The sequence below is a fragment of the Nocardia sp. NPDC059229 genome (genome assembly GCF_042754165.1).
In the GTDB taxonomy this organism is placed as follows: Bacteria; Actinomycetota; Actinomycetes; order Mycobacteriales; family Mycobacteriaceae; genus Nocardia.
In genome coordinates this window covers 653,458-679,205 of sequence record NZ_JBHZAK010000001.1, presented here as the reverse complement: position 1 = coordinate 679,205, position 25,748 = coordinate 653,458, and the positions used below count along the sequence as shown (strand labels likewise).

Here is a 25,748-nt window from a genome sequence, read left to right as displayed (position 1 = left end):
GACCACCTCCGTTGACGAGCCGTCCACCGCCCGGACCCGACGGCGGTAGCGTCACCGTAACAGCGGCCTGTGACGGCCGTTACACAAATTCGGTCACAACAGACACACAGCAACTCTGAGCGAATGGCCCTACTGTGTTCACCTGTTGATAGCTCGCTCGTAATCTGGGTCGCCCAGGCTGCGGGTTCCCCCTTCCCCGAACCGATGAGGTACCCCTATGGAGATTCTCGCCGCACTCGCCAACATCGTCGCCGCCATGAGCACCGGAAGCGCGTCGCTGGCCGCGCTGTAATCCGGCGCTCACGCGAACAGCCCGCCGACCGATCGGCGGGCTGTTCGCATATCCGGGCTCAGGCCTGGTCGAAGCCGGTGGTCAGGCCCAGGTGGGCGGTGGCGTCCAGCTCGGCGGCGACGGCGGCCAGCTTGCCGCGGATGGCGCCGACCGCGTCCGGGCCCAGGGCCAGGCGCAGCGGCGCGTCCGCCTGGCCGACCACCGCGAGGACGGCGGCCGCGGCCTTGCCGGGATCGCCCTGCTGCTGCTGGTCGGAGGCGGGCAGGCCGTCGCGGATGGCGCCCACGGTGCCGGCGTAGTCCGGGATAGCGGAACCGATGGTGAGGGCGGCGGGCTTGGCGAAACCGGTTCGGAATTCCCCGGGTTCGACGATCAGCACCTGGATGCCGAGCGGATCCACCTCGGCGGCAAGGGCTTCACTGGCCAGCTCCAGCGCGCCCTTGGCGGCGCTGTAGGCGCCCACGCCCGCGAAGGACAGGAATCCGCCCATGCTGGTCAGCTGGACGATGGTGCCCGCGTGGCGCTCGCGCATCTGGGGGAGGACCAGCTGGGTCAGCCGCAGCGGACCGAAGAACATGACCTCCATGGCGTCCCGCAGATCGGCTTCGGTGGTCTCCTCGATCGCGCCGACGATGCCGTAGCCCGCATTGTTGACCAGGACGTCGATCCGCCCGGCCTCCTTCACCGCCCGCTCGGCGGCGGCCGGGTCGCGTACGTCCAGGGTCACCACCTGCACCCGGTCCGGGTGCGCGGCAACCACGTCCGCCATGGTCTCGGGGCGACGCACCGCGGCCACCACCTCGTCCCCGGCGGCCAGCACGGCCCGGGTGAAGGCCGCGCCGAAACCGCTGTTGGCTCCGGTGATCAGCCAGCGGCGCGGGTCTTCTGTACTCATGTCGATCCTTTGCTGCGAGATCCGGCTATGCCCCGGGTCGGGGTCGATGACCAGCTTGCCCGTCGTTGGCCAGGATGTCATGCGCCGGGCCGGAATACGGTTCCGCGACTGAGGGTTTGGGCCGATCCGAACTAATTCTCGTGCTGATCGCCGCAGAATCAGAAGATGAACGACCTCTTCGATTTCTCCGGCCGGACGGTCTTCGTGGCGGGCGGTACCAGCGGCATCAATCTCGTTGTGGCGCGCGCCTTCGCGCGGGCCGGGGCCTCGGTGGCGGTGCTCTCGCGCACGCCGGACAAGGTGCGGGCGGCGGTCGACTCGCTCGGCGAATGCGGGGTCACCGCCCTGGGCTTCGCCGCGGACGTGCGCGACTACGAGGCGGTCGCCGCGGGCCTCGCCGCGACCTGCACCGAGCTCGGGGAGCTGGACGTGCTGGTATCGGGTGCGGCCGGGAACTTCCCCGCCGCAACGGAATCCATGTCGGCCCGGGCCTTCGGCGCGGTCGTGGACATCGATCTGAAGGGCACCTTCAATGTCCTGCGCGCCGCCCGCGAGCACCTACGCACGCCCGGGGCCTCGGTCATCACCGTCTCCGCGCCGCAGTCGACCGTTCCTATGGCCCTGCAGGCCCATGCCTGCGCCGCCAAGGCAGGCGTGGACATGCTCACCAAGGTCGCGGCGCTGGAATGGGCGGCGGCGGGCATTCGCGTCAATGCCGTGGTCCCCGGCCCGATCGAGGACACCGAGGGCATGTCGCGCCTGGCCCCCACCCCCGAACTGTCCGACCTGGTGGCCAAATCCGTTCCCATGGGCCGCTACGGCACCGCCCAGGAGATCGCCGACTGTTGCCTCTGGCTCGCGTCTCCGCTGGCGTCCTACGTCAACGGCGCGGTCGTTCCCGTCGACGGTGGCTGGTCCCTGGGCGGCGCCTCGGAGGTCTTCACCGCCATGCGAAACCTGCTGGCGGGCTGACGCTTCCGCTGCCCGGCGTTCAGTGTCCGCCCGAGGCGATCTTCTTCGGATCGATGAACGACTGCAGCGGCGACAGATGCGTATAGGTGTCGAGCAACGCCCGCCCCAGCGTGGCATGCGCCTCCACCACCGGATTCGTAGCCCCGTAGTTGTCCGCGTCCGGCGCCTGATCGGCGAAGAACGAGAACACCACCAGCGGCGCCCCCGCCGCATCGAACATGATCCCGGTATCGTGCCGCTTGTCATCGGACGCACCGTGTTTGGTGGCGAAGCGGGCCCGCTCGTCCGAGGACATGTTGCGCCGGATCCCGTCGGTGTACCCCACCGCCGTCCACGTCATGATCCGCAGCACCGCCTGCGTCGACTCCTTCGACAACAACGTCCCCGACGCCAGCCGGAACAGCAGATCGTTGTTCTCCCGGGCTGTCGTATTCCCCAGATAGAACCGGCTCTCCCCGGGCAACGGCACCACCCGGGTCTCCTTGAAACCCAGCCGATCCAACGTCGCGTTGACCTGTTCCCCCGACACGAACCGCGACAGCAACCGCACCGCGGTGTTATCCGAAACCTGCAACATCGTGGTCAGCAGATTCGCCACCGTGAGCTGATCCCCGAACGCCGCCTGATTCAAATACAGCCCGCTGCCCTCGGCCACCATGTCGGCATCGAGAGTCGTGGTGTCGGACAGCTTGATCCGCCCCGCATCCACCTCACTCATCAGCGCCGTCATCACCGCCAGCTTCTGCACACTGGCCCCCTCGATGACGAAGTCCGCGTCCTCCTCCACCACCGGAACCGGCTTCCCCGACCCCAAATCACTGACCAGGCAATGCCACCGCCCCCCGGCAACCTTCGTGATCGCCCGATACTGCGCATCGAATGCCGGCCCCACCACCGGCACCCCCGCCCGCGCCGTCCCCGCCCGCATCATCCCCCCAGCGACAATAGCGCCGGCCCCCAATAGCATCCGCCTACTGAATCCACGCACCGGCGAAACCTATCCGCGTAAATCACATTTCAGCAACTGCAACGCCGATACACCCAGCTTGAATCAGAGTATGGCTGCGATGGCCCCGCCTGGCCTGCCGGTGTCCGCCCGCCGACCGCGACGTTGGTCGTGAGCGTGACGGCCGCGCAAACCCGCACGGGCAGCGCCGACTCCATTCCGGTTATCGGCAGCCTGCTGAAGGCACTCGTAATCTGACCCGGATCACGGCGTCCGGAACGAGAAAACCGGTGCGGGCCACGAATGCGGGCCGCACCGGTTTTCGTCGGGGACTTGTTACTTCAGCTTGTCGCTCGACAGCCCGAGCACGCGGCGGGCGACGATGAGCTGCTGGATCTGCTGGGTGCCTTCGAAGATGTCGAGGATCTTCGAGTCGCGGGCCCACTTCTCCAGGAGGGTGCGCTGGGAGTAACCCGCGGTGCCGGCGAGTTCGACGGCCTTGAGGGTGACGTCGGTGCCCATGCGGCCGGCCTTGGCCTTGGACATGGAAGCCTCGAGGGAGTTGGGCTTCTTGTTGTCGGCCATCCACGCGGCGCGCAGCGACAGCAGGTAGGCGGCTTCCCAGTCGGCCTCCAGGCGGAGGAATTCCGCGGCGGCGGCGTGCTGGTTGTTGGCCGGCTTGTCGTAGGAGATCTCGATGCCCGCGTCGGTGAGGACGGTGCGGAGCTCCTCGAGGGCGGCGCGGCCGACACCGACGGCCATTCCGGCGACCAGCGGGCGGGTGTTGTCGAACGTCTGCATGACGCCCGCGAAACCCTTCTCCACATTGACTTCCGGCGAGCCCAGGATGTTGTCCTTGGGGATGCGGCAGTCCTCGAGGCGGAGCTCGGCGGTGTCGGAGGCCTTGATGCCCAGCTTGTGCTCGAGGCGGGACACGGTGAGGCCCTTGGCATCCCGCGGCACCACGAACGACTTGATGGCCGCGCGGCCCAGCGACTTGTCGACGGTCGCCCACACCACGATGTGGGTGGCGCGCGAACCGGCGGTCACGAAGATCTTGGTGCCGTTGAGCACCCACTCGTCGCCGTCGAGCACCGCGGTGGTGGACACGGCCGCGGAGTCGGAGCCGAAGGACGGCTCGGTGATGGCCATGGCGGCCCACACCTTGCCGAAACGCGACAGCTGCTCATCGGTGGCGACCGCCGCGATGGCGGCGTTGCCGAGACCCTGGTAGGGGATCGACAGCATGAGGCCGACATCGCCCCACGAGGTCTCCAGCGCGTTCATCAGCGCGGACATATTGCCGCCGTTGGTGTTTCCGAGCAGCTCGGTGGCGTGCGCGTCCTTGGTGGACCCGGCGCCCTCGGTCTTCTCGCCGGCCTTGCGGCCACCGGTGGCGCCGGAGACGTCGGCCGAGCCGGAGTCGGACAAGCCCTCGACCATGGCGGCCATGGTGTCCAGCTCGACCGGGTATTCGTGCTCGGCCAGGTCGTACTTGCGCGACGCGGGACGGAAGATCTCCTGCGCGACCTGGTGGGCCTGGTTGGCGCTGGCCCGCAGCTTCTTGGGGAGTTCGAGATTGATCATGAGGTGGTCTCTCCGTTGGTCAGATGAGGACGATGCCTTCGGCCACGCCGACGCCGCGCAGATCGCGGTACCAGCGCTCGACCGGGTGCTCCTTGGTGAAACCGTGGCCGCCGAGCAGCTGCACGCCGTCGAGCCCGATCTGCATGCCCTTGTCGGTGGCCAGCTTCTTCGCCAGCGCGGCCTCGCGGGCGAAGGACAGCCCCTGCTCCGCGCGCGACGCACCCCGCAGCGTCACGAGCCGAAGACCGTCCAGCTCGATCGCCATATTGGCGACCATGAACGCGACCGCCTGGCGGTGCGCGATCGGCTCACCGAACGCCTCACGCTCCTTCACGTACGGAATCACGTAGTCCAGCACGGCCTGACCGGTGCCGATGGCCAGCGAGGCCCAGCCCAGCCGGGCCAGCCGCACGGCGTCGGCGTACTCCTCGGCACGCTGCGCGCCCTCCGAGTCGCCCAGCAGGGCGGTGGCGGGCACGGCCACATTGTTCAGCACCAGCCGGCCCAGGCCCGCGGCGCGCATACCCATGCTCGGGTCCGCCTCGATCACCACACCGTCGGTGTCGGACTCGACGATGAAGAAGGTGGGGCGGCCGTCCAGCTCGGCGGCGACGATGAACAGCTCGGCGTCACCGGCGGCCGGGACCAGGGTCTTCACGCCGTTGAGGCGGAAACCGCTGGGGGAGCGGGTGGCCTTGGTCCGCAGCGCGAACGGATCGAACAGGGCCTGCGGCTCGGCGACGACGACCGAGGCCTGCGGCACGTTCTCGCCCGTGAAGGCGCCCAGGTAGGTCTGCTGCTGCGCGTCGGTACCCCACTGCGACAGCGCGATCGCGACACCGCTCGGCGCCAGGATCGGCAGCGCCAGGCCCATGTCGCCGTACGAAAGCGCCTCGGCCACCAGCGAATTGGTGACCGCACCCCGCTCGGACGCCGCGCCCTCGAGCTCCTCGGGCACGTTGATCAGGGTGATGCCCAGCTCGGCGGCGCGCTCGAGCAGGTCGCGCGGGGCCTTGGCGGAATTGTCGGCCTCGTACGCGGCCGGGCGCAGGATCTCGCCGGCGAAGTCGCGCACCGTCTCGACGATCATCTGCTGCTCGTCGGTCGGGGTGAGGTCGAAGTAGTCCTTCTTGCGAGACTCGTTGGCGGGCAGCCGCTTCGGAGCGCCACCGCCGGCGACCTTCTCGAACACCCGGGTCGCCGCGCCCAGGGTGCGGAACCCGGTCTTGGTGCCCTCGTAGGTGATTCGTTCGATCGGCTTGCGCAGCTTGTACTTCTCCGCCAGCTCAGATCCCGTGATGGTCGTCATGACCCGCATCGCCGCGCCCATCCAGTCGCGTTTGACCGGGTTGAGGCCAACGGCGGAGGTATCCCGCTTCGTTGCGGTGTCTCGAGTGCTCATAATCACCAGTTTTCTATCGAGGAGGTGGGTGATCCTGCCCAGCAATCTTACTCCTGAGTAAGACTATCTTACTTCAGAGTAAGAACTGGCGTCGAGGATTGTCGAATCGGCAGGTCAGGGCGGTCGTTCGAACTTACCGACCGGTATCACTCGGATCTAGTGAAACAAATACGCTTCAGACGCGCCCGAGGTGGGCTAGGGTGTCGGCGCATAACCCGCTCCTGATGGAGGTTCGTACATATGAAGATTGCGCTCGGAACGGCGGGCATCATTGCCGCCGGTCTCTTCCTCGCTGCCCCCAACGCCAGCGCCGACGTGCAGCTGCAGCCGGTCGATGTGGGCATCACCGGCTCCGGTGTCGGCCTGGGCACCGGATCCGGCACGGGTGGCTGCATCAGCGGCGTCGGCACCGAGCTCGGACTCGGTTCGGTCGGTGTGGGCTCCGCTGCCCCCGGCGGCCCGTTCCTCGACTTCGGCTCGGTCTGCGTCCCGCTCGGCTGAGAGACAACGGCGTAGCGACGCTGAATAGTTAGAGCGTAGCAACGCGCCCGGTGGCGGGACCGCAGCCCGCGCCGGGTACCCCCAGCACCGGTGGCCCGGAGATGCGACGATACGGGGGATGCGCGAACGGCCGGTCAACGCCTCGGGTGGCGAAACGTACTGGATAGCTGGAACTTTCGCGGTGCTGCTCACCGTGCTCTCCGGACGGTACGGGTACCACCGCGATGAGCTCTACTTTCTGGCCGCGGGACGGCGATTGGACTGGGGCTATCCCGATCAGCCGCCGCTGGTGCCGCTGCTGGCCCGCGCGATGTCGGCCATCGATCCGAATTCCGTACTGCTGCTGCGTCTTCCGGCGACGCTTGTGGCCACCACCGTGGTGATCTGCGCCGGACTCGCCGCCCGCGAACTCGGCGGCGGCCGGGTGGCGCAGGCGGTCGCGGCCGGGACCATGGCGTCGGCGGCCGTGGTGGCCGGCGCCGGGCACACCCTCAGTACGGCGGACATCGATCTCGCGGTGTGGCCGGTATCGATACTGCTGGTCCTGCATCTACTGCGGCCCGACGCCGACCCGCGATGGTGGCTCGCGATCGGCGCGCTGGCCGGAATCGGGGTGCAGAACAAGGCCCTGATCGTGGTTCCCCTTGCCGCGCTGGCCTTCTCACTGCTCCTGGTCGGACCGCGAGAAGTGTTCGCCACCAGGTATTTCCCGCTCGCCGTCGGGATCGCAGCGGTGATCAGCGCGCCCTATGTGGTGTGGCAGGCGCGCAACGGCTGGCCGCAGTGGGCGCTGAGCAGGGCCATCGCGGGCGGCTCCTCGGGCAGCTCGAATTCGCGAATCGGGTTCGTGCTCCTGCAATTCGGGCTGATCGGCGTGCTGCTGGTGCCGCTGTGGGCGTTCGGCCTGTGGTGGCTGTGGCGGCGCTACCGGGCCTTCGCCGTCGCCTACGCGATGCTGTTCGTCGGCTACCTGGTCATGGTCGGCAAGGCGTACTACCTCGGCGGGATGTATCCGCTGCTGGTGGCCGCGGGCGCCGTCGGACTGGAGCCGCGGCTGAGCGGGCGTCGGATACGGCTTGCCGCACTGACTTTCGTCATCGCGCTGAATGCCGTGTTCTCGGCGGTGGTCTTCCTGCCCGTGCTCCCGATGTCCGCCCTCCGGGAGCCGTCGGCTCTGCTCACGATCAACAAGGAGGCGGGGGAGACCGTCGGCTGGCCGCAGTTCACCGCGCAGATCGCCGATGTCCGAGCGCATTCCGCGCCCGATGCCGACCTGCTCACCGCCAACTACGGTGAGGCCGCCGCCCTCGAACACTTCGGCGGACGCTACAACCTGCCGACCCCGCGCAGCGTGCACAACGCGTACTGGTGGTGGGGCCCGCCGCCGGGCGCGCACGAGGTGCTCGTCCTCGGCATGCCCGCTGGCCGGGTGAGCCGCTTCTGCGTGGACCCGGAACCGTTGGGGCACTTGGACAATGGCCTGAACATCCGCAATCTCGAGCAGGGGCGCGCGATCATCCTGTGCCGCACACCCCGCCGCCCCTGGTCCGAGATGTGGCCCGCCATGCGGCAACTCGGCTGAGGCTCGGACCTCAGGTCCGGATCAGGCCTGCAGGGCCGCCAGCACCTGGTCCTGCAGATGCGAATTGGTCGCCACCGCGCTCCCGCCGTGCGGCCCCGGCTTGCCGTCCAGCGCCGTGAAGGTGCCGCCCGCCTCGCGAATGAGAATGTCCAGCGCCGCCATATCCCACAGCGACAGTTCGGGTTCGGTGACGATGTCGACCGCGCCCTCGGCCAGCAGCGTGTACCCGAAGAAGTCGCCGTACCCGCGCACCCGCCACACCTCGTCGGTGAGCGCGATGAGCTTGGCCCGGCGTCCGATGGCCCGCCAGCCCGACAGGCTGGAGATCGCGAGGCTGGCCGCGCCCAGCTCGGCGATCGCCGACACCGAGATGGCCCGGGGCTCACCCTGCTCGAAGCTGCTCCACGCGCCGTCACCGGTTGCCGCCCACCAGCGTCGCGCCAGCGCCGGCGCGCTGACCACACCCACCACCGGCACGCCGTCCTCGAGCAGCGAGATGAGCGAGGCCCACACCGGCACCCCGCGCACGAAGTTCTTGGTCCCGTCGATCGGGTCGATGACCCACTGCCGGCCGCTGAATTCGACGTCCCCGCCGAACTCCTCACCGAGCACCAGGTCGCCCGGCCGCTCCACGGCGAGGATCTCCCGCAGCGTCCGCTCGACCGCCAGATCCGCATCCGACACCGGCGTCAGATCCGGCTTGGAATCGATCTTCAAATCGAGCGCCCCGAACCGCTCACGGGTGATCCCATCGGCCACGTCGGCCAGCTTCAGCGCGAGTTCCAGGTCAGCGGAGTATCCGGTCACGCCCCAGCACGTTAGTCCTCCCCCGTTAACAGGTGGTGTCCCACGTCCCCAACATCGAGTGGCACACCGGTGAGGTGAATTGCCCGTTTTGTGCTCGCCGGTGTGCCACCCGCCGATCACGCGGGGACGGCGGCGGTACGGGCCGCGGTGAGGGCGGTTGCCCACCAGTGGAGTTGCTCGAGGAGGTGGGTGGCGGAGTCGTCGAATTCGGTCGGATTGGGGAGGGTGCCGTCGGGGGCGAAGTGCAGGAAGTAGCGGGGGAAGGTGACGGTGGAGCGGACGGTGTGGGCGTTGAGTTCGTTGAATACCGTGCGCAGGGACTCGATGGCGAGCAGGCCGCCGGTGCTGCCGCCGTAGCCGACGAATCCGACCGTCTTGCGATCCCACTGCGTGAAGTGCCAATCGATCGCGGTCTTCAGCGAGGCCGGGAAGCTGCGGTTGATATCGGGCGTGACGACCACGAAGGCATCGGCGTCGGCCAGTCGCTCGGCCAGCTCGGCGGTATTGCCGGGGCGCACCGGGTTCGGGTCCATGAGCGGCGAGACGGCGGGCAGGGCGTGCGGCAGCGGGTAGTCGGCCAGGTCGATGACATCCACCTCGAACCCGCCGTGGGCGCGGGCTCGCTCGGTGAACCAGTTCGCCACCACCGGTCCGAACCGGCCCTCACGGACGCTGCCGATGATCACCGCGAGGCGCAGGGGAGTGCTGGTCATTGTGGGTCTCCTTCGAGATTCGCCGCGACCGGTCGGCCGCTCGAGATCAACTCTGCGAGCCCGGCCGAGCGCTAGGGAGACCACGCTGAGGGTGGTAGTGGCAGGGACACGATAAGAACCGCGCCCGTTGCTAGCGTCGAATACGTGAGTGAGAACGAGCTGGGCCTGTTCCTGCGGCTACGCCGGGAGGCGGTCACGCCCGCCGAAGTGGGCCTGCCGACGGGTCCGCGCCGCCGCACGCCCGGCCTGCGCCGCGCCGAATTGGCCACACTCGCAGGAGTTTCCGTCGAGTACCTGACCCGGCTGGAGCAGGGCCGCGACCGGCACCCGTCCGCGCCCGTGCTGATCGCGCTGGCCGACGCGCTGCGATTGACCCCGGCGCAACGGGTGCACCTGCTCAATTTCGCCAAGGCCGGGGATCCGAACTTCAACTGCCGCGGCGGTTCCGGGCCCAACCGGCGCATCCGCCCGGCCGTGCAGGCCATGCTGGATCAACTCGAACCCGCGCCCGCGGCCATCATGAACCGGCTCAGCGAGATCCTCGCGGTAACCGACGGCTACCGTGCCCTGTTCGGCCCGATCGGCCTGCTCGACGGCGGTCTGCCCGGCAGCTACGCCCGCTACGTCCTGTCCGACCCGCGCGCCCGCGACGCCTACCCGGACTGGGAACACAAGGCCGACAAGGTGGTCGCCACCCTCAAACAGGGCCCCGGCCGCGCCGACCCCCACGTCGATGCCCTCATGGATGAACTGGCCGCCACCGTCGGCCCCGAATTCACCCGCCGCCTGGACACCCTCCCCGGCCTCCCCGACACCAACGGCGTCGGCCGCCTCACCCACCCCGAAGCCGGCCCCCTGCGCCTGGCCTACGAAACCCTGAACCTCTCCGCCGACGACGACCAATTCCTCATGGTCTACCTCCCGGCCGACGACGCCACCGCCACGGCCCTGGACCGCCTCGTCGGCCGCCGCCCAGGCGGCCTCCGTGCCGTCGCGGGCTGACCAACCTACGTGCTGTCGCGGTCTGATGCCCGCCGAAGTTTCGGGCAGGCGGACGAGCCCGGTAGATTTGAACATTGTGCATCCTGACGTCTCCGCTGATCTGGCCGAACTCGACACGACTCTGAAGACCATCGAGTCGGTGCTCGACATCGACGAGCTGGCTCGCCGCATCGACGAGCTGGAGCAGCAGGCGGCCGACCCGGAGCTGTGGAACAACCAGGAACACGCGCAGAGCGTGACCAGTCAGCTCTCCCACGCGCAGAGTGAAATGCGCCGGGTGCGCGACCTCCGCCAGCGGCTCGAGGATCTGCCCGTGCTGTACGAGCTCGCCGAGGCGGAAGAAGGTGCGGATCGCACGGCGGCGCTCGCCGACGCCGATTCGGAGCGGGCCAGCCTGCACGCTGATGTCGAGGCCATGGAGGTCCGGACCCTGCTCTCGGGCGAGTACGACAAGCGTGAGGCGCTGGTCAACATCCGCTCCGGCGCGGGCGGCGTGGACGCCGCGGACTGGGCGCAGATGCTCATGCGCATGTACGTGCGCTGGGCCGAGGGCCACAAGTACGCGGTCGAGATCTACGACACCTCGTACGCGGAGGAGGCGGGCATCAAGTCGGCGACCTTCGCGGTCAAGACGCCCTACGCCTACGGCACGCTATCGGTGGAAATGGGCACGCACCGCCTGGTCCGCATCAGCCCGTTCGACAACCAGGGTCGCCGTCAGACCTCCTTCGCCGAGGTCGAGGTGCTGCCGGTGGTCGAGACCACCGACCACATCGAGATTCCCGAGAACGAGGTCCGGGTCGACGTCTACCGTTCGTCCGGCCCCGGCGGCCAGTCGGTCAACACCACCGACTCCGCGGTCCGCCTCACCCACATCCCGACCGGCATCGTCGTCACCTGTCAGAACGAGAAATCGCAGCTGCAGAACAAGATTTCGGCCATGCGCGTGCTGCAGGCCAAGCTGCTCGAACGCAAGCGCCAGGAAGAACGCGCTCAGATGGACGCGCTCAAGACGAACGAGGGCGCGTCCTGGGGCAACCAGATGCGCTCCTACGTGCTGCACCCGTACCAGATGGTCAAGGATCTCCGCACCGGTTACGAGGTCAACAACCCCTCCGCCGTGCTCGACGGCGACATCGATGCCTTCATCGAATCCGGCATCCGATGGCGCATGCGGGAGCAGGCAACCCAGGGGTAGGGCATGAGTTCGATTCTCGCCGCGGGCACCGGAGCCGATTTCGGGAACTGGCTGCGGTCCAGCGGTCTCGAGATCGTGCTGCTGGTCGTCGGCGCCATGTTGTTCAGTCGCGCCGCGACCTTCGTGCGCGACCGCATCACTCGCAAGATCGACGCCGGCTTCCGCAGCAGCGATTCGCTGGTGCGGTCCGAGGCGGCCAAGCATCGGCATGCGCTGGCGCAGGTCATCACCTGGGTGGTGCTGTCCATCGTCTACTTCCTGGTGTCGCTGGAAGTATTGCGGCGCTTGGGTTTCGAGCTCGGCGGACTGGTCGCCCCGGCCGCGGTGCTCGGCGCCGCCCTGGGTTTCGGGGCGCAGCGGATCGTGCAGGACCTGCTCGCCGGATTCTTCCTGATCACCGAAAGGCAGTACGGCTTCGGCGATGTCGTGCGCATCGCGGTCACTGGCAATTCGACCGAGGCCGAGGGTACGGTCGAGGACGTCACGCTGCGCATCACGACGCTGCGTAGCGCCGACGGCGAAGTGATAACCGTCCCGAACGGTCAGATCGTGAAAGTGACCAACCTGTCGAAGGATTGGGCGCGCGCCGCCATCGACGTGCCCGTTCCCGCCACCGCCGACATCAACAAGGTCAACGAGATCCTGCGTGAGGTGGGGGCCAAGGCCTTCGCCGATCGCAAGCTCAAAGCACTGCTGCTGGACGAGCCGACCGTCATGGGTGTCGAAGATCTCACCGTCAACCAGATGAACATCAAGATGGTGGCCCGGACGCTGCCGGGCAAACAGTTCGAAGTCGGGCGCGAGCTGCGGGTGCGGGTGGCCGCCGCGTTGCGCCGGGAGGGTCTCAGTGTCGGTGCTGATTAAGAGAATGCGTAAGTCCACGGCGATCCTGATGGCCGTGTGGGTAGGAACATTCGTTCTGTATGTCTTCGTCAAGCCCGCCCAACACGAGACCAACAGCACCCCGCCGATCGTGAACACCATGCTCAGCAACTATCTGCCAAACACTTCCGACCACACGGGCCGCTGAGCCCGAGTCCGCGCGCTGTAGTCGGCCGCGGCGGCGTGCTGGCTACACTGGCTCCCCGTGATAACCCTGCGCAACGTCACCAAGTCGTATCAGACCTCGACGCGGCCGGCGCTGGACAATGTCTCCGTCGATATCGAAAAAGGCGAGTTCGTCTTCGTTATCGGGCCCTCGGGCTCTGGAAAGTCCACGTTCATGCGGCTGCTGCTCAAGGACGAGAAGCCGACCACCGGTGAGGTGTGGGTCGCCGACTTCCGGGTCGACAGGCTGCCCGGGCGCAAGGTTCCCAAACTGCGCCAGCGCATCGGCTGCGTCTTCCAGGATTTCCGGCTGCTGCAGCAGAAGACCGTGGAACAGAACGTGGCCTTCGCGCTGGAAGTGATTGGCAAATCGCGAGCATTCATCAATCGCTCGGTGCCCGAGGCGCTCGACATGGTCGGCCTCGCCGGCAAGGCCGACCGGCTGCCGGGTGAGCTCTCCGGCGGTGAACAGCAACGGGTGGCGCTCGCGCGCGCCTTCGTGAACCGGCCGCTGGTACTGCTGGCCGACGAACCGACCGGCAACCTCGACCCGGAGACCAGCCAGGACATCATGACGCTGCTCGAACGCATCAACCGCACCGGAACCACGGTCGTCATGGCCACCCACGACAACACCATCGTCGACGCCATGCGCCGGCGCGTGGTCGAACTCGACCGCGGGCGCATCGTGCGCGACGACGAGATGGGCGTGTACGGGGTGGGCCGGTAATGCGCGCGGGATTCCTGTTCAGCGAGGTCTTCACCGGCCTGCGCCGCAATGTCACCATGACCATCGCCATGATCCTCACCACCGCGGTGTCGCTGACCATGCTGGGCGGCGGTCTGCTGGCGGTCCGCATGGCGGACAAGATCCAGGACTACTACGTCCAGCGCGTCGAGATCCGGTTGTATCTCGACGATCAGGTCTCCAAGACCGATCCGGACTGCACCGGGCAGCCGTGCGCCTCGCTCATGGCGGATCTGAAGAAGCACGACTATGTGGCGAACGTCCAGTTCGTCAACAGCCAGGACGCGGTGAAGGAGGTCAAGGAGACCACCTTCAAGGATCAGCCCGGGCTCGCCGACGAGGTGAGCAAGGACGGGCTGCCCTCCTCGTTCCGGGTGAAGCTCGACGATGTGACCAAATACCGGTCCATCTATGACGACTTCTCCAAGCGGCCCGGCGTCATGACCGTGCTCAATGACATGGACATCGTGGACCGGCTGGTCAGCTTCTTCGTCGGATTGCGCAATGCGGCCTTCGGTTTGGCGGCGCTGCAGGCGCTGGCCGCGCTGCTGCTGATCGCCAATATGGTTCAGGTGGCGGCGCTGGCCCGCAAGACCGAGGTCGGCATCATGCGGCTGGTCGGCGCCACGCGGTGGTACACGCAGCTGCCGTTCCTGCTGGAGGCGGTGCTGGCCGCGCTGGTGGGATCGGTGCTGGCGGTGGGCGGTCTGTTCGTCGCGCAACCGCTGGTGATCAACCGGGCGCTGGGGTCGCTGTTCAACGACCAGGTGTTGCCGCGGATCACGGGCGACGACATCGCGGCCGTCGCGATGATCGTCACACCGATCGGTATCGGATTCGCCGCTCTCACGGCATATGCCGCGCTCCGGTACTACGTCCGCGAGTGAATGCCAACCGCTTCCTGAGACTTCTCAACTCGCAGAGGGTGCGAAGTTCGGGCCATTGGGCCCAACGGCATTCCGGTGTCGGGTGGGGTCCGTAGGATTGCGGGCGTGAGTGCGCCGGAGGTCGAGACCGTAGTCGGAAACCTGGATGACGCCGGAAGTGATCCGGCGCACCAGGTGCTGCGAAAGACGTTCGGGTACGACAGTTTTCGCGGACCGCAGCGGGACATCGTCGACCAGGTGATCGCCGGTGGCGACGCCCTGGTGCTCATGCCCACCGGTGGCGGCAAATCGCTGTGCTATCAGATTCCGGCGCTGGTGCGGCCGGGCGTGGGTGTGGTGATCTCACCACTCATCGCGCTCATGCAGGACCAGGTGGACGCGCTCAATGCCGTCGGCGTGCGCGCCGGATTCCTGAACTCCACCCAGTTCCCCGACGAACGGCGCACGGTCGAGGCGCAATTCGTGGCGGGTGAGCTGGATGTGCTCTACCTCGCACCGGAGCGGCTGCGGCTGGAGTCCACCGCGCAGTTGCTGGATCGGGGCAAGATCTCGGTCTTCGCCATCGACGAGGCGCACTGCGTCTCGCAGTGGGGCCACGACTTCCGGCCCGACTATCTGGGCCTGTCGATGGTGCACGAGCGCTGGCCGGACGTGCCGCGCATCGCGCTCACCGCCACCGCGACCGAGGCCACCCGCAAGGAGATCGCCGAGCGGCTCGACCTCACCCGCGCCAAGCACTTCGTGGCCAGCTTCGACCGGCCCAATATCCAATACCGGATCGAGGCCAAGAATCGGCCCGAACACCAGCTGCTCTCGTTCATCCAGACCGAGCACGCCGGCGATGCGGGCATCGTCTACTGCCTCTCGCGCAATTCGGTCGAGAAGACCGCGGCCTTCCTGACCGCCAATGGCGTGGAAGCCGTGCCGTACCACGCGGGGCTGGACAATCGCACCCGCGCGACCAACCAGGCGCGGTTCCTGCGCGAGGACGGGCTCGTGGTGGTCGCCACCATCGCCTTCGGCATGGGCATCGACAAGCCGGACGTGCGCTTCGTCGCACACCTGGATCTGCCCAAGTCGGTCGAGGGCTACTACCAGGAGACCGGCCGCGCCGGGCGCGACGGGCAGCCGTCCACCGCGTGGATGGTGTACGGCCTCAGTGACGTTGTACAGCAACGGAAGATGATCGACTCCTCCGACGGCGACGCCATGCACCGCCGCCAACTGCAACTGCACCTGGATGCCATGCTCGCGCTCTGCGAAACCGTGCAGTGCCGCCGCGTTCAGCTGCTGGCCTACTTCGGTCAGCAGGGTGAGCGCTGCGGCAACTGCGACACCTGCCTCAACGCGCCCGAGGCGTGGGACGGCACCGTGCCCGCCCAGAAAGTGCTCTCCACCGTGCTGCGGCTCAAACGCGAACGCGGCCAGAGCTTCGGTGCGGGCCACATCGTGGACATCCTGATCGGCAAGCGCAATCCCAAGGTGGAGCAGCACGCCCACCACGAGCTGAAGGTGTTCGGCATCGGCACCGAGCTGCGCGACATCGAGTGGCGCGGCGTCGTCCGCCAGCTGCTGGCCCAGGGTCTGCTCGCCGTGCACGGCGACTACGGTGTGCTCACCCTCACCGACGCCAGCAACCAGGTGCTGTTCGAGAAGCGCCAGGTCATGTTCCGGCGTGAGCCCGAACGCGCCAAGGCCGCCCGAACCGCCAAGCCCGCCAAGGCATCCCGCCTGGCCGCCGGCGACCTGAGCCAGTCCGACACCGACCTGTTCGAAAAGCTCCGAGCCTGGCGCGCGGCCACCGCCAAGGAGCAGGGCGTCCCCGCCTACGTGGTCTTCCACGACGCCACCCTCCGCGAGATCGCCACCCGCAAACCCGCCACCCTGTCCGACCTCGCGGGCATCTCCGGCATCGGGGAGAACAAGCGCGCCAAATACGGTGAGGGCGTGCTGGAAGTGATCGCCGCCGGCGGTTCGAGCACCGAAACATCAAGCTCCGCACCAGCTTCCGGTTCCGCCGTCGCCACGCCGACCGGCCGGTCGGCGGCCTCGTCCCAGGGATCTCGGTCTGCGGCTCCGAGCGCGAGCCCGCAGTCCGCGGTCCCCGAGCGGGGCTCCTCGCGGTTCGGCGCCGCGCCGGCCGCTGCGCCGAAACCGAGCCCGGCCAGCTTCACCCCCGCCGACGAGATCCCCTGGCCCGACGAAGCGCCACCGGACTTCGACGAGCTCCCGCCCGACTACCAGTGATCGGTGTCCGGAAGTGACCTCGTGCACGTCCATTAGCAGGCGATTTGGTTGCTGGGCGGCGGCACGATAAGCTTTCGGAGCTGCCGCGGTCCACGGATCGCAGTGAGCGACCTGGTCCCGTCGTCTAGCGGCCTAGGACGCCGCCCTCTCAAGGCGGTAGCGCGGGTTCAAATCCCGTCGGGACTACTGAGAAAGGCCCTTCAGTGAATGCTGAAGGGCCTTTCTGTATTTCACGTCTGATCCGTGCCCGAAAATCATTGGCGTGCACCGCGATACCGTGGCTACCGTGGGTCCCGGTCGTTCGAGGGGTGCCCCGGAATCTCCGGATCGTATTCCCCGTTCGAGAGCGGCCACGTCATTCAGGTTGGCGCAGAACAAATCTGCCGGGGTTCGATTCCCTTCACCGGTACGCCTCGCCCGGTCGGGTGCGGTGCCGTGGCCCTGCGGGCTCCCCGATTTCGGTCGGGGGACGCCCCCGCCGCGGTCCCGTGACCGGGCGAGGCGTGTCCGGTCACGCCGAAACCACTGTGGGGGAAGGAGATACACATGTTCACGACGGTCATGGAATACAAGACGGTCATGGAATACCAGCGCACGCTGCGATTCGAGGACGGCACCCTGCGAGAGGTTCTCGGCCCCGGCCGGCACCGCTACAACAAGGAGCGCTGCACCCTGGTCACGGTCGATATGCGCCCGCGTCTGCTGCAGGTCGGCGGCCAGGAGCTGCTGACCCGCGACGGTCTGTCGCTGCGCGTCAGCTTCGTCGGCGACTGGGTGGTCACCGATCCGGTGACCTTCACCACCGGAGCCCAGTCCGCGGAGACGGTGCTCTACACGACGGTCCAGGAGGTCGCTCGCGATCTCGTGGCCGCGCACACCCTCGACGAGCTGGTCGCCGACCGCACCCGGCTCGGCGGGGGCGCCGAGCGCGTGGCGGCCGCCGTCGAACGCCTCGGCATTCGCGTCGAGAGCCTCCGCGCCAAGGACCTCATGCTTCCGGGCGAGCTCCGTAAGGCCGCCCTCGAAACGGTACTGGCGCGCGAACGCGGCCGCGCCGAACTCGAGCGCGCCCGCGCCGAGGCCGCCGCCCTGCGTTCGCTGGCCAATACCGCGAAGCTCCTGACGGACAACCCGGTCCTGCTGCGCTTGCGGACCCTGCAGGTCGCGGCCGCTCCGGGCACCAAGGTCGTCCTCGACTCGCGGGAGAATGTCTGAGCAGTACGAGCAGCGAGAGGCACGACACCGCCCCGGCCGGAACGTCCTGTTCCGGCCCGGACGGGTCAGGCCAGCGCGGTCGTGTGGTTCTGCTCCCACACCTGGATGTGCGGCCCGAACTCGGTGAGGAAGGCCTGCACGTGCGGAGTCGAGCCGTGAGCGTCGAGCGCCTGACGTGAGTCCCAGTGCTCGAAGCACAGGAACAGTGACGGGTCGTCCTGGTCGCGGTAGAACTCGTAGGTGTGGCAGCCCGGTTCGGCGAGGGTGGGCGCGGTCAGCGTCAGCATCGCCTGCGCGACCCGGTCGGCTGCCACGGGATCGACCTTGATGCGGATGAAAGCCGTATGCACGGAAGTCCTTTCGAGGAGAGTCGCTGTGAACTGGCTCACGCCAGCGCTGTTCTCATGACTAACACCGGGCCCGCCGGGACGGGCTGGGCGCGTCCCGGCCACCGGAACAAGACGCCGGCCGGCGTGGTTGAACAACCAGGCCCGATTCCGTCACCGTGCGGGTTCGGGCCGGAGCATCCGTAAGCTGGTTGGGCACTCCGGGCAGCGACGGAACGATTGAGGAGACATGAAGGAAAAGGGGCGCAAGGTCATCGCCAGCAACAAGAAGGCGCGGCACAACTACGCGATCCTCGAGACCTACGAGGCCGGGGTCGCGCTGGTCGGTACCGAGGTGAAGAGCCTGCGCGAGGGCAAGGCCTCGCTGGTCGACGCCTATGCCTCCATCGACGACGGCGAGGTGTGGCTGCGCGGCCTGCACGTACCCGAGTACGGGCACGGCACCTGGACCAACCACGCGCCGCGCCGCACCCGAAAGTTGCTGCTGCACCGCCGCGAGATCGACAAGCTGCTCGGCAAGACCAAGGAGTCGAGCCTGACCCTGGTCCCGCTGTCGATGTACTTCTCCGACGGCAAGGTCAAGGTCGAACTGGCCCTCGCCAAGGGCAAGCAGGACTACGACAAGCGCCAGGACCTGGCCCGACGCGACGCCGAACGCGAGGTCACCCGCGAACTCGGCCGCCGCATCAAAGGCATGCGCGGCTGACCCCGGGACCCCCTGGCTGACGGCGCGTTAATGGAATGAACCAAGGTTTGTTCGGTGTTAGGATAGGTAGCCCGGTGAGAGCCGGGTAGTTCATCTGAATCGGTGAACACAGACGGGGCTGAACGGTTTCGACTGCGTACGTTGATTCAGGGGAAGCGTGTCGGTGCAGGCAGGAGACCACCGTATAAGCGTCGCTGTAACCCTATAAGCGCCGATTCTCATCAGCGCGACTACGCTCTCGCTGCCTAAGCAACGAAGCGTGTCTGTCAGCCCGGGTTCGCCCTCGACCCGGTCCCTGGCATCAGCTAGAGGGCTCTACCGTCCGACGCGGTCGCGGCGCCGGACGGGACATCTAACAGCGACTGGGATCGTCATCTCGGCTTGTTCGCGTGACCGAGAGATCCGAGCAGAGGCATAGCGAACTGCACACGGAGAAGCCCTGAAGATGCGGCGGAGGACCCGGGTTCGATTCCCGGCAGCTCCACTGACGGAGGCGAGTGCTCATGGCGAGCACTCGCCTTTTTCGTTCCGCGTGCCTGTGACGGTGCCACGCGTGGTCGCCGTTTCGCCGTCTACGGATCCCGGTGGAGGTAGAGGGCGGCGAGCCGGGGGAGTCGCTGCAGCATCTGCTCGTGGTCGGAGAAATCGAACGGCTCGCCCATGTCGGGGAAGTCGAGGTCCTCATCGGTTGCCGTCATCGGCTCGCTGTCTGGGGCGGTGGCCTGGAACTGCTGCCATGCTTCGGTGAAGGTGTCCTCGCCCGTACCTCGTTCGTACGCGGTTATGGCTGCGTAGAGGACGGTTTCGTCGGCTATCGCGTCTTGATCGTATTCTGCGGCTGCGGCGATCACGACCGGGTGGTCGGCCAGGTTGTCGGGGTTGGCGTATACCTTGTCGGTCCAGTCTTTGCCGAGCGCGATGACGCCGGCGCGGAAGTCTTCGAACCCATCGTCTGAGCAACCGTCGCCGATCAGGTATGCGGCTGCCCACACGTCCCAGCGGTAAAGGGCGTCATGGATATTGAGGAAGTGGTCCTGGTATTCGAGGATTTCATTCGGGGCGAGGTTCGCCAGGCGATCGACCAATGCTTCGGCGAACGGTGCACGGTCTGTGCCGGCGGCGTCGATGATGCGCCAGAACGAATCGCTATTCACGAATGACACTGTGTCAGAGTGGCAACTATGAATGCGAGCATCCGCGGGGTATCGGGTCTGCTGCGTCGGCTGCAGGATGACGGGCAGGACCTCGCGGCCATACATGCCACGGCTGAAGGCTTCTTGGACCAGCATTATGACTCGCCGTACGAACTATGCCTGGTTCTAGCGGCATTGGTCGAGTGCTCGGCGGATCTGCTGACTGCCGAGGACATTCGGGATGCGATCACGAGCGATCCTCGGTGGGGCAATGCGGCGGACCGGAGTCGACTCGTGGCACAGCTTCGCGAACTCGCCTCGGATGTGTACTCATCCACGCGGGAGGACGCACTGGCGATCCTGAGTGCCCTCGGAACACCGGGTTGACCCTCGATCGGCGGGACTTCCGTGTGTCTGCCACGCGCCTGCCGCACCGCGGTCCACTTGACTCCAGTCTGCGCCGGGCCACGACTGCTTCGACCGCAAAGGTCAAGCCGGGCAGCACTATCCAACTGTCGACCCTGGCGGACTCGGTATGTTCACTGCGAAGGCCCGGTCCGCACGGACCGGGCCTTCGTCATTCTGCTGTTCACGTGGCAGCCGGAGTTGCGGTGACGCTCCCGCGTCTAGCCGCCTGCTCGGCGGCGGAAAGTGCGTTTGCCGCCTGCTTGAGCGTGTGTGCCGCGCACCTTGGCGGAGTGTTGGGCGGAACCGCCTGCGGAGGCGTGGCCGTTCTTTCGGTCGAGTGCTTCCCGGAACTTCCGTTTGGTCGCCTCCTCTGGCGACTCGATAGCATCACCCGCGAGTAGCTCGGCTGGGACTTCTTGTTCGTCGGCCATGGGCCTAGCCTATCGTTGCGTTTCGCCTCTGGCGTGTTGCCAGGCCTGAGCGGATCATGCTCACCATGGCGTTCAGCGAGGCTGGGCGCAGATTTACTGGTGTCCATGGGAGGTTCGGCCCGACCCGGAGGCCGTATGAGCAGGATGTATCTGTGTTGTGACATCAACGGCGATGCTCACCTGGTGCCCGAAACTGAACTGGTTCAACGGACGTCCGTGTACCTCGTGGCACTTTGCGACAATGCGGTGCTGCTGGTTCGAGATGGCACCGGGCAGAAGGGGAGATGGGATCTACCCGGTGGGGGTCTCGAGCCTGGAGAGGGGCGTCGGGATGCTCTCGATCGGGAGCTGCTGGAGGAGACGGGACTTCGTCTGGGAGGTGAGCCCGCTTATCTCTGTGAGTTCGTCGAATACTTCTATGATCTTCAGTCCCGGCGAGGTTGGGAGTCGACGCGGTGCTACTACGTCGGCGGTGTAGTGGGAACCGTGCGTCCTCACGGTAATGGTGTTGATGTTGCTGCCTGCCAATATGTTTCGCTCCCGCTCTCCGCAGCCGAAGTTGGGGCGGTGGCACGGAAGATGACGCAACTGGCGCTGTTGTCGGGTTGATCAGGGGACGTCCGGGGCGATGCTCGGATTGCGGTGGTGAGCCGGCTCATCGGCTGAACAATTGCCAGTGCAGGGCCCAGGGCACGAATGCCATTGCAGTTGCCAGCAGTACGAGCGTTTGCCGACGGAGCGGGGCGTCCATTCGGGCTCGGGCGCGCCACACGGACTGGGCCAGGATGGCTGCGGTGATGGGGACGGCCAATGCCAGCGCGTGGAGCAGGAGCCAGGGCAGTGGCTGGCCCAGGGTGAAGGCTGTTGGCGGTAGCTTGCCACCTACGGCCAGGATTCCTACGACGTAGGTCACGATGCCCAGGGTGGCCAGCAGCCCGATGGCGGATACTGCCTGCGCTGCTCGGTGTGGTCCGCGGCCGACCTTGGATGGACTGCGGCGGAGCATCCTCCGGCTGAGGGCGGAGAGTGGGTAGGTGGCGAAGCCGAGCAAAAGGGCAGCCAGTGCTGCGTACTCGAGGTCGGGGTGGGTGCCTGGTGCGCGGCCGGCTGGCTGCTGGGGCAGGGTGGCGGCGCTGGTGGGTGGTGCTTGATCGGCCGCTACCGTGTGGATCCAGTCGGTCATGACGTCGGTGTAGCCGGGGTCGAGTTCGCCGAGCGGCTTGCCGTCGAAGAGTTCGCCGCCGACGCTGTCGAAGCCGTCGGTGGTGCGATGGCCGTTGTGGCCGGCATTTGGTACGAAACGTGTTGTCACCGAGTGATTTCCGGCGGCTGCCAGTTCGTGTTGGAAGATTGCCGCGCTCTCGCTGCTCGGCACCTTCACATCGTGGTCACCCCACAGCGCCAGCACGGGCACTCGCACTTGCCGCAGAGCGGGCACCGGGTCGTAGTCCGCTTCCGGGAACGCGCCGAGTCCGTCGACCACGGCAGCGCCGGGGCCGCTCACTGCATCCGGCAGGTGGCCGGAAACGCCATTACGCCGCAGTAGATTCGAGAGATACCAGGTTTGGGTCCGTAAGGGTGTCAGTCCGGACCCGCCGATGGTGACCACGAACCCGACCGTCGACGAGCGGGACGCCGCGAGTGTCGCCACCCAGCCGCCCTCGCTGAACCCCCACAGCCCGACGTGAGCGGCATCCACATCGGGCCGATCTCGCAGCAGTCGCACCCCGGCGAGCGCATCATCGGCTAGTACCGAGAAGTCCCGGTGGCTGGTCGAGTATCCGACAGTGCGCTTGTCCACAACCAGTGTGGTGATGCCCGCGCGCGCGAAAGCTGCTGCCTCGGGATGGTATTCGGCCCGAGGCCCCGGCCCCGATCCGCCGATGAGCACGATTCCCGGATGCGGCCCATCGCCCGTGGGCCGATAGACCGCACCGTGCAGCGTCACCCCGTCGCTCTCGAACGCCACCTGCTCCTGCTGGGGATCCGGTTGTCCAGGTTGGGCTTCGGCCTTGCCCCCACCGATTCCGCAGCACAGCAGGACCAGCATCGCGACGATTATCACTCGCATACCGGAAACATAGGGACGTCAACCACTTCCGGGCATCGGACCACGGTACTGAGGCTCCTCATCCTGCGGTACTGGACGGAGCGGGCCTTCTCGTTTCCTAGGGCCGATATGGGGCTGACTTCTAGTGGAGCGGTTCCAGGTCGCGGGTAGTGCCGGGCAGGGCCAGATTTTCCAGGGCCTGAGGGGATTGGGGTGGGTAGAACTGGGCGTACCAGCGGCGGAGGGACTTGATGCCCTTCTCGTGGGGGAGGAGGACGGGGCGGGGGCGGTGGATTTTGTGGTCCCAGATGTCCAGTTCTTCTCGGACCTCGCCGAAGGCGACCAGGCGGAGGGCGAGTTTGAGAATTGGGGCGGCGAAGGGGAATCCGGGGCGGCGGCGGATGTAGTAGAGCATGCGGAGTTCGCTGGTGGTGTCGTCGATGGGGGTGGTGAGGGCGATGGCGGTCATGGTGATCAGTGCGCCGGTGGTGCGGACGACCATCGCACCGGGGCCGTACATGAAGACGTCGAAGCTGTTGTCGACCGGGTAGCCGAGGACGGGTTTGCAGAAGCGGGTGTGGATTTCGGCGAAGGGGCCGTCGGGGATGAGTTCCTGGACGGGGGGCTCGCTCTGGCCGTGGATGTGGTGGAAGTGGGATTCGTCGACGATGTTCTCGCGCATCTCCTGGATGTGGATACGCGATTGCAGGACATCGTCGATGGGGCGGGCGAAGGCGCGATCGGTGGCCTCGGGGATCTCGGGCACTTCCCACAGCGGTTCGCCGGCACCGGAGTAGACGAAGATCAGCCCGCTGTGCTCGCGCACCGGGAAACCGCCGAGCGTCACCCGCGGCGGGCGGGACGCGAAAGGCGCTGAGGCGCAAGCGCCGTCGGCATCGAAACGCCAGCCGTGGAACGGGCATTCCACCTGCCCGTCCACCACCCGGCCCCCCGCACCGAGGTGTGCGCCGTAATGCGGGCAGTGCGCGTCGCGGACGGTGGCCCGGCCGTCGCTGCCCCGGAAGGCGATCAGCGCGCGACCGAAGTAGTGCAGATTCACGATCTTTCCGGACCGGAGGTGCTTGCTGCGCAACACCGCATACCAGCCCTCGGGCACCGTCGGCATCGGATAGTGGTCGGCGCGCGGATCGCGCGCCAGCTCGGACAGGCCCGAACGATCACGTCGAAGGAACACGCCGCAAACCCTAACTGGAACCTGTTACAAAACAATGAACGGAACCGTCGGTTTGCTGTGAATCGTGTTGGACGGGAACGCAACTCGATTCGTGATCGGCCGGATACTCGTTATTCCATTGGCGGTCTCAGGGATTCGGGTTGCCGTAGGTGGCGGCGATGTCTTTGGAGCTGGGCCAGCGGTTGTAGGTGGGGGACTGCGGCCAGCCGGTGGGGACGTCTTGCCAGTCTTCCTGGCGGCCGTAGGGGAGGAGGTCGATGAGGGGGAAGGTGTGGGTCAGTTGTTCGACGCCGCGGCCGTTGGTGTGCCAGGTGCGGTAGACGGTGTCGCCGTCGCGGAGGAAGACGTTGACGCCGAAGCCGCCGCCGGGTGGGGCGTCGATGTCCGCGCCGAATGGGCTGTTGGCCGTGGAGTACCAGGGGATCTGGTTGCCGACGCGGCGTTTGTAGGCGAGGGCCTCGTCGATCGGGCCCTGGGTGACGATGACGAAGCGGGCGTCGTAGAGGTCCAGGAATTCCAAACGGGTGAATTGCGAGGTGAATCCGGTGCAACCGGGGCATTGCCATTCCTCGCCCGGGAACCACATGTGGCTGTAGACGATCAATTGGGACTTGCCGGCGAAGACGTCGGCCAGGCGGACCGGGCCGTCCTCGCCTTCCAGGGTGTAGTCGGGCAGTTCGACCATCGGCAGGCGGCGGCGCTGGGCGGCGATGGCGTCGAGCTCGCGGGTCGCGGCCTTCTCACGGATACGCAGTGCTTCGAGTTCGGTCCGCCAGGTGTCGATGTCGACGACGGGCGGCAGCGGGTTGGTGCTCACAGGATCCTCCCTCACCGGGTTCACAGAGTGCGTGTTGTAGGCATAGACGCCGCGGGCGCGCAGAACTCATCGGTGACCCGTCGAATCAGTTGGTGCGATTCGCGTAATCGAGGGGGAGTTTGGCCGGTGGGCAGTCGATGACGGTGTCGTCGTCGGGTTCCCGGGTTTCGAGGTAGGTGATGCGGCCGGTCGAGGCGACCAGGGTTTGCGGGTAGGCCGGGCCCTGGTCGCGGTCGGCGATGATCTGCGGGATGTCGTCCTCGTAGTGGCCCAGGGTGCTCTCGGGAAAGTCGAGCATCCACTGCGGATAGCAGATCGTCGTGTGCACCCGGCGCTCGCGGAGCCAGACGATGAGCACGGTGACCGCCCCGGTCGGCTCCACCCAGGCGAGCTTGTACATATCGCCGCTGAGCTGGATCATCTTGGCCGGTTGCGCCGTGGACCAGCGCCCGAACATCGGTCCCATCAGGCAGCGGAAAGCGACAGTCTGCGAATTGCGCACGTACAGGTCGAACTTCCAGCCGTTCTCGTACGCATAGATCAGATGTCGCCCGACGATTCCCGACAGGTCACCGGCCAGGGCCGGTGCGGCGGCGGCATCCTCGGCGCTCATCGCTAAC

General features: G+C 67.1%; 27 protein-coding genes, 1 tRNA gene and 1 other RNA gene. 16 read left to right on the top strand and 13 right to left on the bottom strand.

Annotated features, from left to right (window positions below; all coding sequences use genetic code 11):
• Positions 1–350 precede the first annotated feature (350 nt).
• Complete coding sequence (locus tag ACFXHE_RS03230; RefSeq protein ID WP_379379284.1) at positions 351–1,187, bottom strand: SDR family NAD(P)-dependent oxidoreductase; 837 nt, start codon at positions 1,185–1,187, stop codon at positions 351–353.
• Between the two features lie 165 nt (positions 1,188–1,352).
• Here ACFXHE_RS03230 and ACFXHE_RS03225 point away from each other — a divergent pair, with 165 nt between their 5' ends.
• Positions 1,353–2,159 (top strand): SDR family oxidoreductase, encoded by an 807-nt coding sequence (locus ACFXHE_RS03225; RefSeq protein ID WP_379379282.1) that lies wholly within the window; start codon positions 1,353–1,355, stop codon positions 2,157–2,159.
• A 19-nt stretch (positions 2,160–2,178) separates the two neighbouring features.
• Here ACFXHE_RS03225 and ACFXHE_RS03220 read toward each other — a convergent pair whose 3' ends face one another.
• The 3 genes from ACFXHE_RS03220 to ACFXHE_RS03210 all read right to left on the bottom strand — a co-directional run bounded on the left by ACFXHE_RS03220 (position 2,179) and on the right by ACFXHE_RS03210 (position 6,100).
• Positions 2,179–3,087 carry a serine hydrolase gene (locus ACFXHE_RS03220; RefSeq protein ID WP_379379280.1) on the bottom strand — a complete coding sequence of 303 codons (909 nt, stop codon included), beginning with the start codon at positions 3,085–3,087 and terminating at the stop codon, positions 2,179–2,181.
• Positions 3,088–3,441: 354 nt separating this feature from the next.
• A complete protein-coding gene (locus ACFXHE_RS03215; RefSeq protein ID WP_379379278.1) occupies positions 3,442–4,692 on the bottom strand; it encodes an acyl-CoA dehydrogenase family protein in 1,251 nt (416 codons plus the stop codon).
• 19 nt (positions 4,693–4,711) lie between these two features.
• Positions 4,712–6,100, bottom strand: coding sequence for an acyl-CoA dehydrogenase family protein (locus tag ACFXHE_RS03210; protein ID WP_379379276.1), 1,389 nt, complete (start codon positions 6,098–6,100; stop codon positions 4,712–4,714).
• A gap of 234 nt (positions 6,101–6,334) precedes the next feature.
• Here ACFXHE_RS03210 and ACFXHE_RS03205 point away from each other — a divergent pair, with 234 nt between their 5' ends.
• Entirely contained in the window at positions 6,335–6,595 is a 261-nt protein-coding gene (locus ACFXHE_RS03205; RefSeq protein WP_379379274.1) for a hypothetical protein, read from the top strand.
• 118 nt (positions 6,596–6,713) lie between these two features.
• Entirely contained in the window at positions 6,714–8,177 is a 1,464-nt protein-coding gene (locus ACFXHE_RS03200) for an ArnT family glycosyltransferase (RefSeq protein WP_379379272.1), read from the top strand.
• Positions 8,178–8,198: 21 nt separating this feature from the next.
• On the opposite strand, the gene hisN is transcribed toward ACFXHE_RS03200, so the two are convergent.
• Positions 8,199–8,984: a histidinol-phosphatase gene (gene hisN / locus ACFXHE_RS03195; RefSeq protein ID WP_379379270.1), complete on the bottom strand. Its 786-nt coding sequence runs from the start codon at positions 8,982–8,984 to the stop codon at positions 8,199–8,201.
• A 116-nt stretch (positions 8,985–9,100) separates the two neighbouring features.
• A complete protein-coding gene (locus tag ACFXHE_RS03190; RefSeq protein ID WP_379379268.1) occupies positions 9,101–9,697 on the bottom strand; it encodes an NADPH-dependent FMN reductase in 597 nt (198 codons plus the stop codon).
• A gap of 144 nt (positions 9,698–9,841) precedes the next feature.
• On the opposite strand from ACFXHE_RS03190, the gene ACFXHE_RS03185 reads away from it, so the two are divergent.
• From ACFXHE_RS03185 to ACFXHE_RS03145, 9 genes are all read left to right on the top strand, one after another.
• Positions 9,842–10,699, top strand: coding sequence for a helix-turn-helix transcriptional regulator (locus ACFXHE_RS03185; protein ID WP_354840551.1), 858 nt, complete (start codon positions 9,842–9,844; stop codon positions 10,697–10,699).
• Between the two features lie 76 nt (positions 10,700–10,775).
• The gene (gene prfB / locus ACFXHE_RS03180; RefSeq protein ID WP_364608567.1) at positions 10,776–11,897 is read left to right on the top strand and encodes a peptide chain release factor 2; all 1,122 of its coding nucleotides are present in this window, start codon (positions 10,776–10,778) and stop codon (positions 11,895–11,897) included.
• Positions 11,898–11,900: 3 nt separating this feature from the next.
• On the top strand, positions 11,901–12,761 hold the full coding sequence (locus ACFXHE_RS03175) for a mechanosensitive ion channel family protein (protein WP_379379265.1): 861 nt from the start codon (positions 11,901–11,903) through the stop codon (positions 12,759–12,761).
• Positions 12,745–12,927 carry a hypothetical protein gene (locus ACFXHE_RS03170; protein WP_379379263.1) on the top strand — a complete coding sequence of 61 codons (183 nt, stop codon included), beginning with the start codon at positions 12,745–12,747 and terminating at the stop codon, positions 12,925–12,927. Before ACFXHE_RS03175 ends, ACFXHE_RS03170 begins: the two co-directional genes overlap by 17 nt.
• A 57-nt stretch (positions 12,928–12,984) precedes the next feature.
• Positions 12,985–13,674 (top strand): cell division ATP-binding protein FtsE, encoded by a 690-nt coding sequence (gene ftsE / locus ACFXHE_RS03165; RefSeq protein ID WP_379379261.1) that lies wholly within the window; start codon positions 12,985–12,987, stop codon positions 13,672–13,674.
• Complete coding sequence (ftsX, locus tag ACFXHE_RS03160) at positions 13,674–14,579, top strand: permease-like cell division protein FtsX (RefSeq protein ID WP_379379259.1); 906 nt, start codon at positions 13,674–13,676, stop codon at positions 14,577–14,579. The genes ftsE and ftsX overlap by 1 nt, the downstream gene beginning before the upstream one ends.
• Before the next feature lie 105 nt (positions 14,580–14,684).
• Positions 14,685–16,826: a DNA helicase RecQ gene (gene recQ, locus ACFXHE_RS03155; protein WP_379379257.1), complete on the top strand. Its 2,142-nt coding sequence runs from the start codon at positions 14,685–14,687 to the stop codon at positions 16,824–16,826.
• 113 nt (positions 16,827–16,939) lie between these two features.
• Positions 16,940–17,012, top strand: a tRNA-Glu gene (locus ACFXHE_RS03150).
• A 360-nt stretch (positions 17,013–17,372) separates the two neighbouring features.
• The gene (locus ACFXHE_RS03145) at positions 17,373–18,041 is read left to right on the top strand and encodes a slipin family protein (RefSeq protein WP_379379255.1); all 669 of its coding nucleotides are present in this window, start codon (positions 17,373–17,375) and stop codon (positions 18,039–18,041) included.
• Positions 18,042–18,106: 65 nt separating this feature from the next.
• On the opposite strand, the gene ACFXHE_RS03140 is transcribed toward ACFXHE_RS03145, so the two are convergent.
• Positions 18,107–18,391: a putative quinol monooxygenase gene (locus ACFXHE_RS03140; protein WP_379379253.1), complete on the bottom strand. Its 285-nt coding sequence runs from the start codon at positions 18,389–18,391 to the stop codon at positions 18,107–18,109.
• A 226-nt stretch (positions 18,392–18,617) separates the two neighbouring features.
• Between ACFXHE_RS03140 and smpB the strand changes: the two genes are divergently transcribed.
• Both smpB and ssrA read left to right on the top strand, forming a co-directional pair.
• Positions 18,618–19,094, top strand: a complete 477-nt coding sequence (gene smpB, locus ACFXHE_RS03135; RefSeq protein ID WP_154787106.1) for an SsrA-binding protein SmpB — start codon at positions 18,618–18,620, stop codon at positions 19,092–19,094.
• A gap of 114 nt (positions 19,095–19,208) precedes the next feature.
• Positions 19,209–19,581, top strand: a transfer-messenger RNA (tmRNA) gene (gene ssrA / locus ACFXHE_RS03130).
• Between the two features lie 85 nt (positions 19,582–19,666).
• On the opposite strand, the gene ACFXHE_RS03125 is transcribed toward ssrA, so the two are convergent.
• The gene (locus ACFXHE_RS03125; RefSeq protein WP_379379251.1) at positions 19,667–20,248 is read right to left on the bottom strand and encodes a DUF4240 domain-containing protein; all 582 of its coding nucleotides are present in this window, start codon (positions 20,246–20,248) and stop codon (positions 19,667–19,669) included.
• A 27-nt stretch (positions 20,249–20,275) separates the two neighbouring features.
• On the opposite strand from ACFXHE_RS03125, the gene ACFXHE_RS03120 reads away from it, so the two are divergent.
• Complete coding sequence (locus ACFXHE_RS03120; protein WP_379379249.1) at positions 20,276–20,614, top strand: hypothetical protein; 339 nt, start codon at positions 20,276–20,278, stop codon at positions 20,612–20,614.
• Positions 20,615–20,853: 239 nt separating this feature from the next.
• Here the strand turns inward: ACFXHE_RS03120 and ACFXHE_RS03115 are convergent, their stop codons facing one another.
• Positions 20,854–21,066, bottom strand: coding sequence for a DUF5302 domain-containing protein (locus ACFXHE_RS03115; RefSeq protein WP_379379247.1), 213 nt, complete (start codon positions 21,064–21,066; stop codon positions 20,854–20,856).
• Positions 21,067–21,201: 135 nt separating this feature from the next.
• Here ACFXHE_RS03115 and ACFXHE_RS03110 point away from each other — a divergent pair, with 135 nt between their 5' ends.
• Positions 21,202–21,675, top strand: a complete 474-nt coding sequence (locus ACFXHE_RS03110; RefSeq protein WP_379379245.1) for an NUDIX domain-containing protein — start codon at positions 21,202–21,204, stop codon at positions 21,673–21,675.
• A 46-nt stretch (positions 21,676–21,721) separates the two neighbouring features.
• Here the strand turns inward: ACFXHE_RS03110 and ACFXHE_RS03105 are convergent, their stop codons facing one another.
• The 4 genes from ACFXHE_RS03105 to ACFXHE_RS03090 form a co-directional block, all read right to left on the bottom strand.
• A complete protein-coding gene (locus ACFXHE_RS03105; RefSeq protein WP_379379243.1) occupies positions 21,722–23,137 on the bottom strand; it encodes an alpha/beta hydrolase family protein in 1,416 nt (471 codons plus the stop codon).
• 121 nt (positions 23,138–23,258) lie between these two features.
• Positions 23,259–24,311 (bottom strand): Rieske 2Fe-2S domain-containing protein, encoded by a 1,053-nt coding sequence (locus tag ACFXHE_RS03100; RefSeq protein WP_379379241.1) that lies wholly within the window; start codon positions 24,309–24,311, stop codon positions 23,259–23,261.
• A 127-nt stretch (positions 24,312–24,438) separates the two neighbouring features.
• Positions 24,439–25,128 carry a DUF899 domain-containing protein gene (locus ACFXHE_RS03095; RefSeq protein WP_379379239.1) on the bottom strand — a complete coding sequence of 230 codons (690 nt, stop codon included), beginning with the start codon at positions 25,126–25,128 and terminating at the stop codon, positions 24,439–24,441.
• Between the two features lie 85 nt (positions 25,129–25,213).
• Positions 25,214–25,741, bottom strand: coding sequence for a phenolic acid decarboxylase (locus tag ACFXHE_RS03090; protein WP_379379237.1), 528 nt, complete (start codon positions 25,739–25,741; stop codon positions 25,214–25,216).
• Between the last annotated feature and the right edge of the window lie 7 nt (positions 25,742–25,748).

Bases quoted from the DNA above. Each gene is read 5' to 3' on its own strand.
- ACFXHE_RS03230 (WP_379379284.1), bottom strand. From the start codon at position 1,187: ATGAGTACAGAAGACCCGCGCCGCTGGCTGATCACCGGAGCCAACAGC.
- ACFXHE_RS03225 (WP_379379282.1), top strand. From the start codon at position 1,353: ATGAACGACCTCTTCGATTTCTCCGGCCGGACGGTCTTCGTGGCGGGC.
- ACFXHE_RS03220 (WP_379379280.1), bottom strand. From the start codon at position 3,087: ATGCGGGCGGGGACGGCGCGGGCGGGGGTGCCGGTGGTGGGGCCGGCA.
- ACFXHE_RS03215 (WP_379379278.1), bottom strand. From the start codon at position 4,692: ATGATCAATCTCGAACTCCCCAAGAAGCTGCGGGCCAGCGCCAACCAG.
- ACFXHE_RS03205 (WP_379379274.1), top strand. From the start codon at position 6,335: ATGAAGATTGCGCTCGGAACGGCGGGCATCATTGCCGCCGGTCTCTTC.
- ACFXHE_RS03200 (WP_379379272.1), top strand. From the start codon at position 6,714: ATGCGCGAACGGCCGGTCAACGCCTCGGGTGGCGAAACGTACTGGATA.
- ACFXHE_RS03190 (WP_379379268.1), bottom strand. From the start codon at position 9,697: ATGACCAGCACTCCCCTGCGCCTCGCGGTGATCATCGGCAGCGTCCGT.
- ACFXHE_RS03175 (WP_379379265.1), top strand. From the start codon at position 11,901: ATGAGTTCGATTCTCGCCGCGGGCACCGGAGCCGATTTCGGGAACTGG.
- ftsX (WP_379379259.1), top strand. From the start codon at position 13,674: ATGCGCGCGGGATTCCTGTTCAGCGAGGTCTTCACCGGCCTGCGCCGC.
- ACFXHE_RS03145 (WP_379379255.1), top strand. From the start codon at position 17,373: ATGTTCACGACGGTCATGGAATACAAGACGGTCATGGAATACCAGCGC.
- smpB (WP_154787106.1), top strand. From the start codon at position 18,618: ATGAAGGAAAAGGGGCGCAAGGTCATCGCCAGCAACAAGAAGGCGCGG.
- ACFXHE_RS03120 (WP_379379249.1), top strand. From the start codon at position 20,276: ATGAATGCGAGCATCCGCGGGGTATCGGGTCTGCTGCGTCGGCTGCAG.
- ACFXHE_RS03115 (WP_379379247.1), bottom strand. From the start codon at position 21,066: ATGGCCGACGAACAAGAAGTCCCAGCCGAGCTACTCGCGGGTGATGCT.
- ACFXHE_RS03110 (WP_379379245.1), top strand. From the start codon at position 21,202: ATGAGCAGGATGTATCTGTGTTGTGACATCAACGGCGATGCTCACCTG.
- ACFXHE_RS03105 (WP_379379243.1), bottom strand. From the start codon at position 23,137: ATGCGAGTGATAATCGTCGCGATGCTGGTCCTGCTGTGCTGCGGAATC.
- ACFXHE_RS03090 (WP_379379237.1), bottom strand. From the start codon at position 25,741: ATGAGCGCCGAGGATGCCGCCGCCGCACCGGCCCTGGCCGGTGACCTG.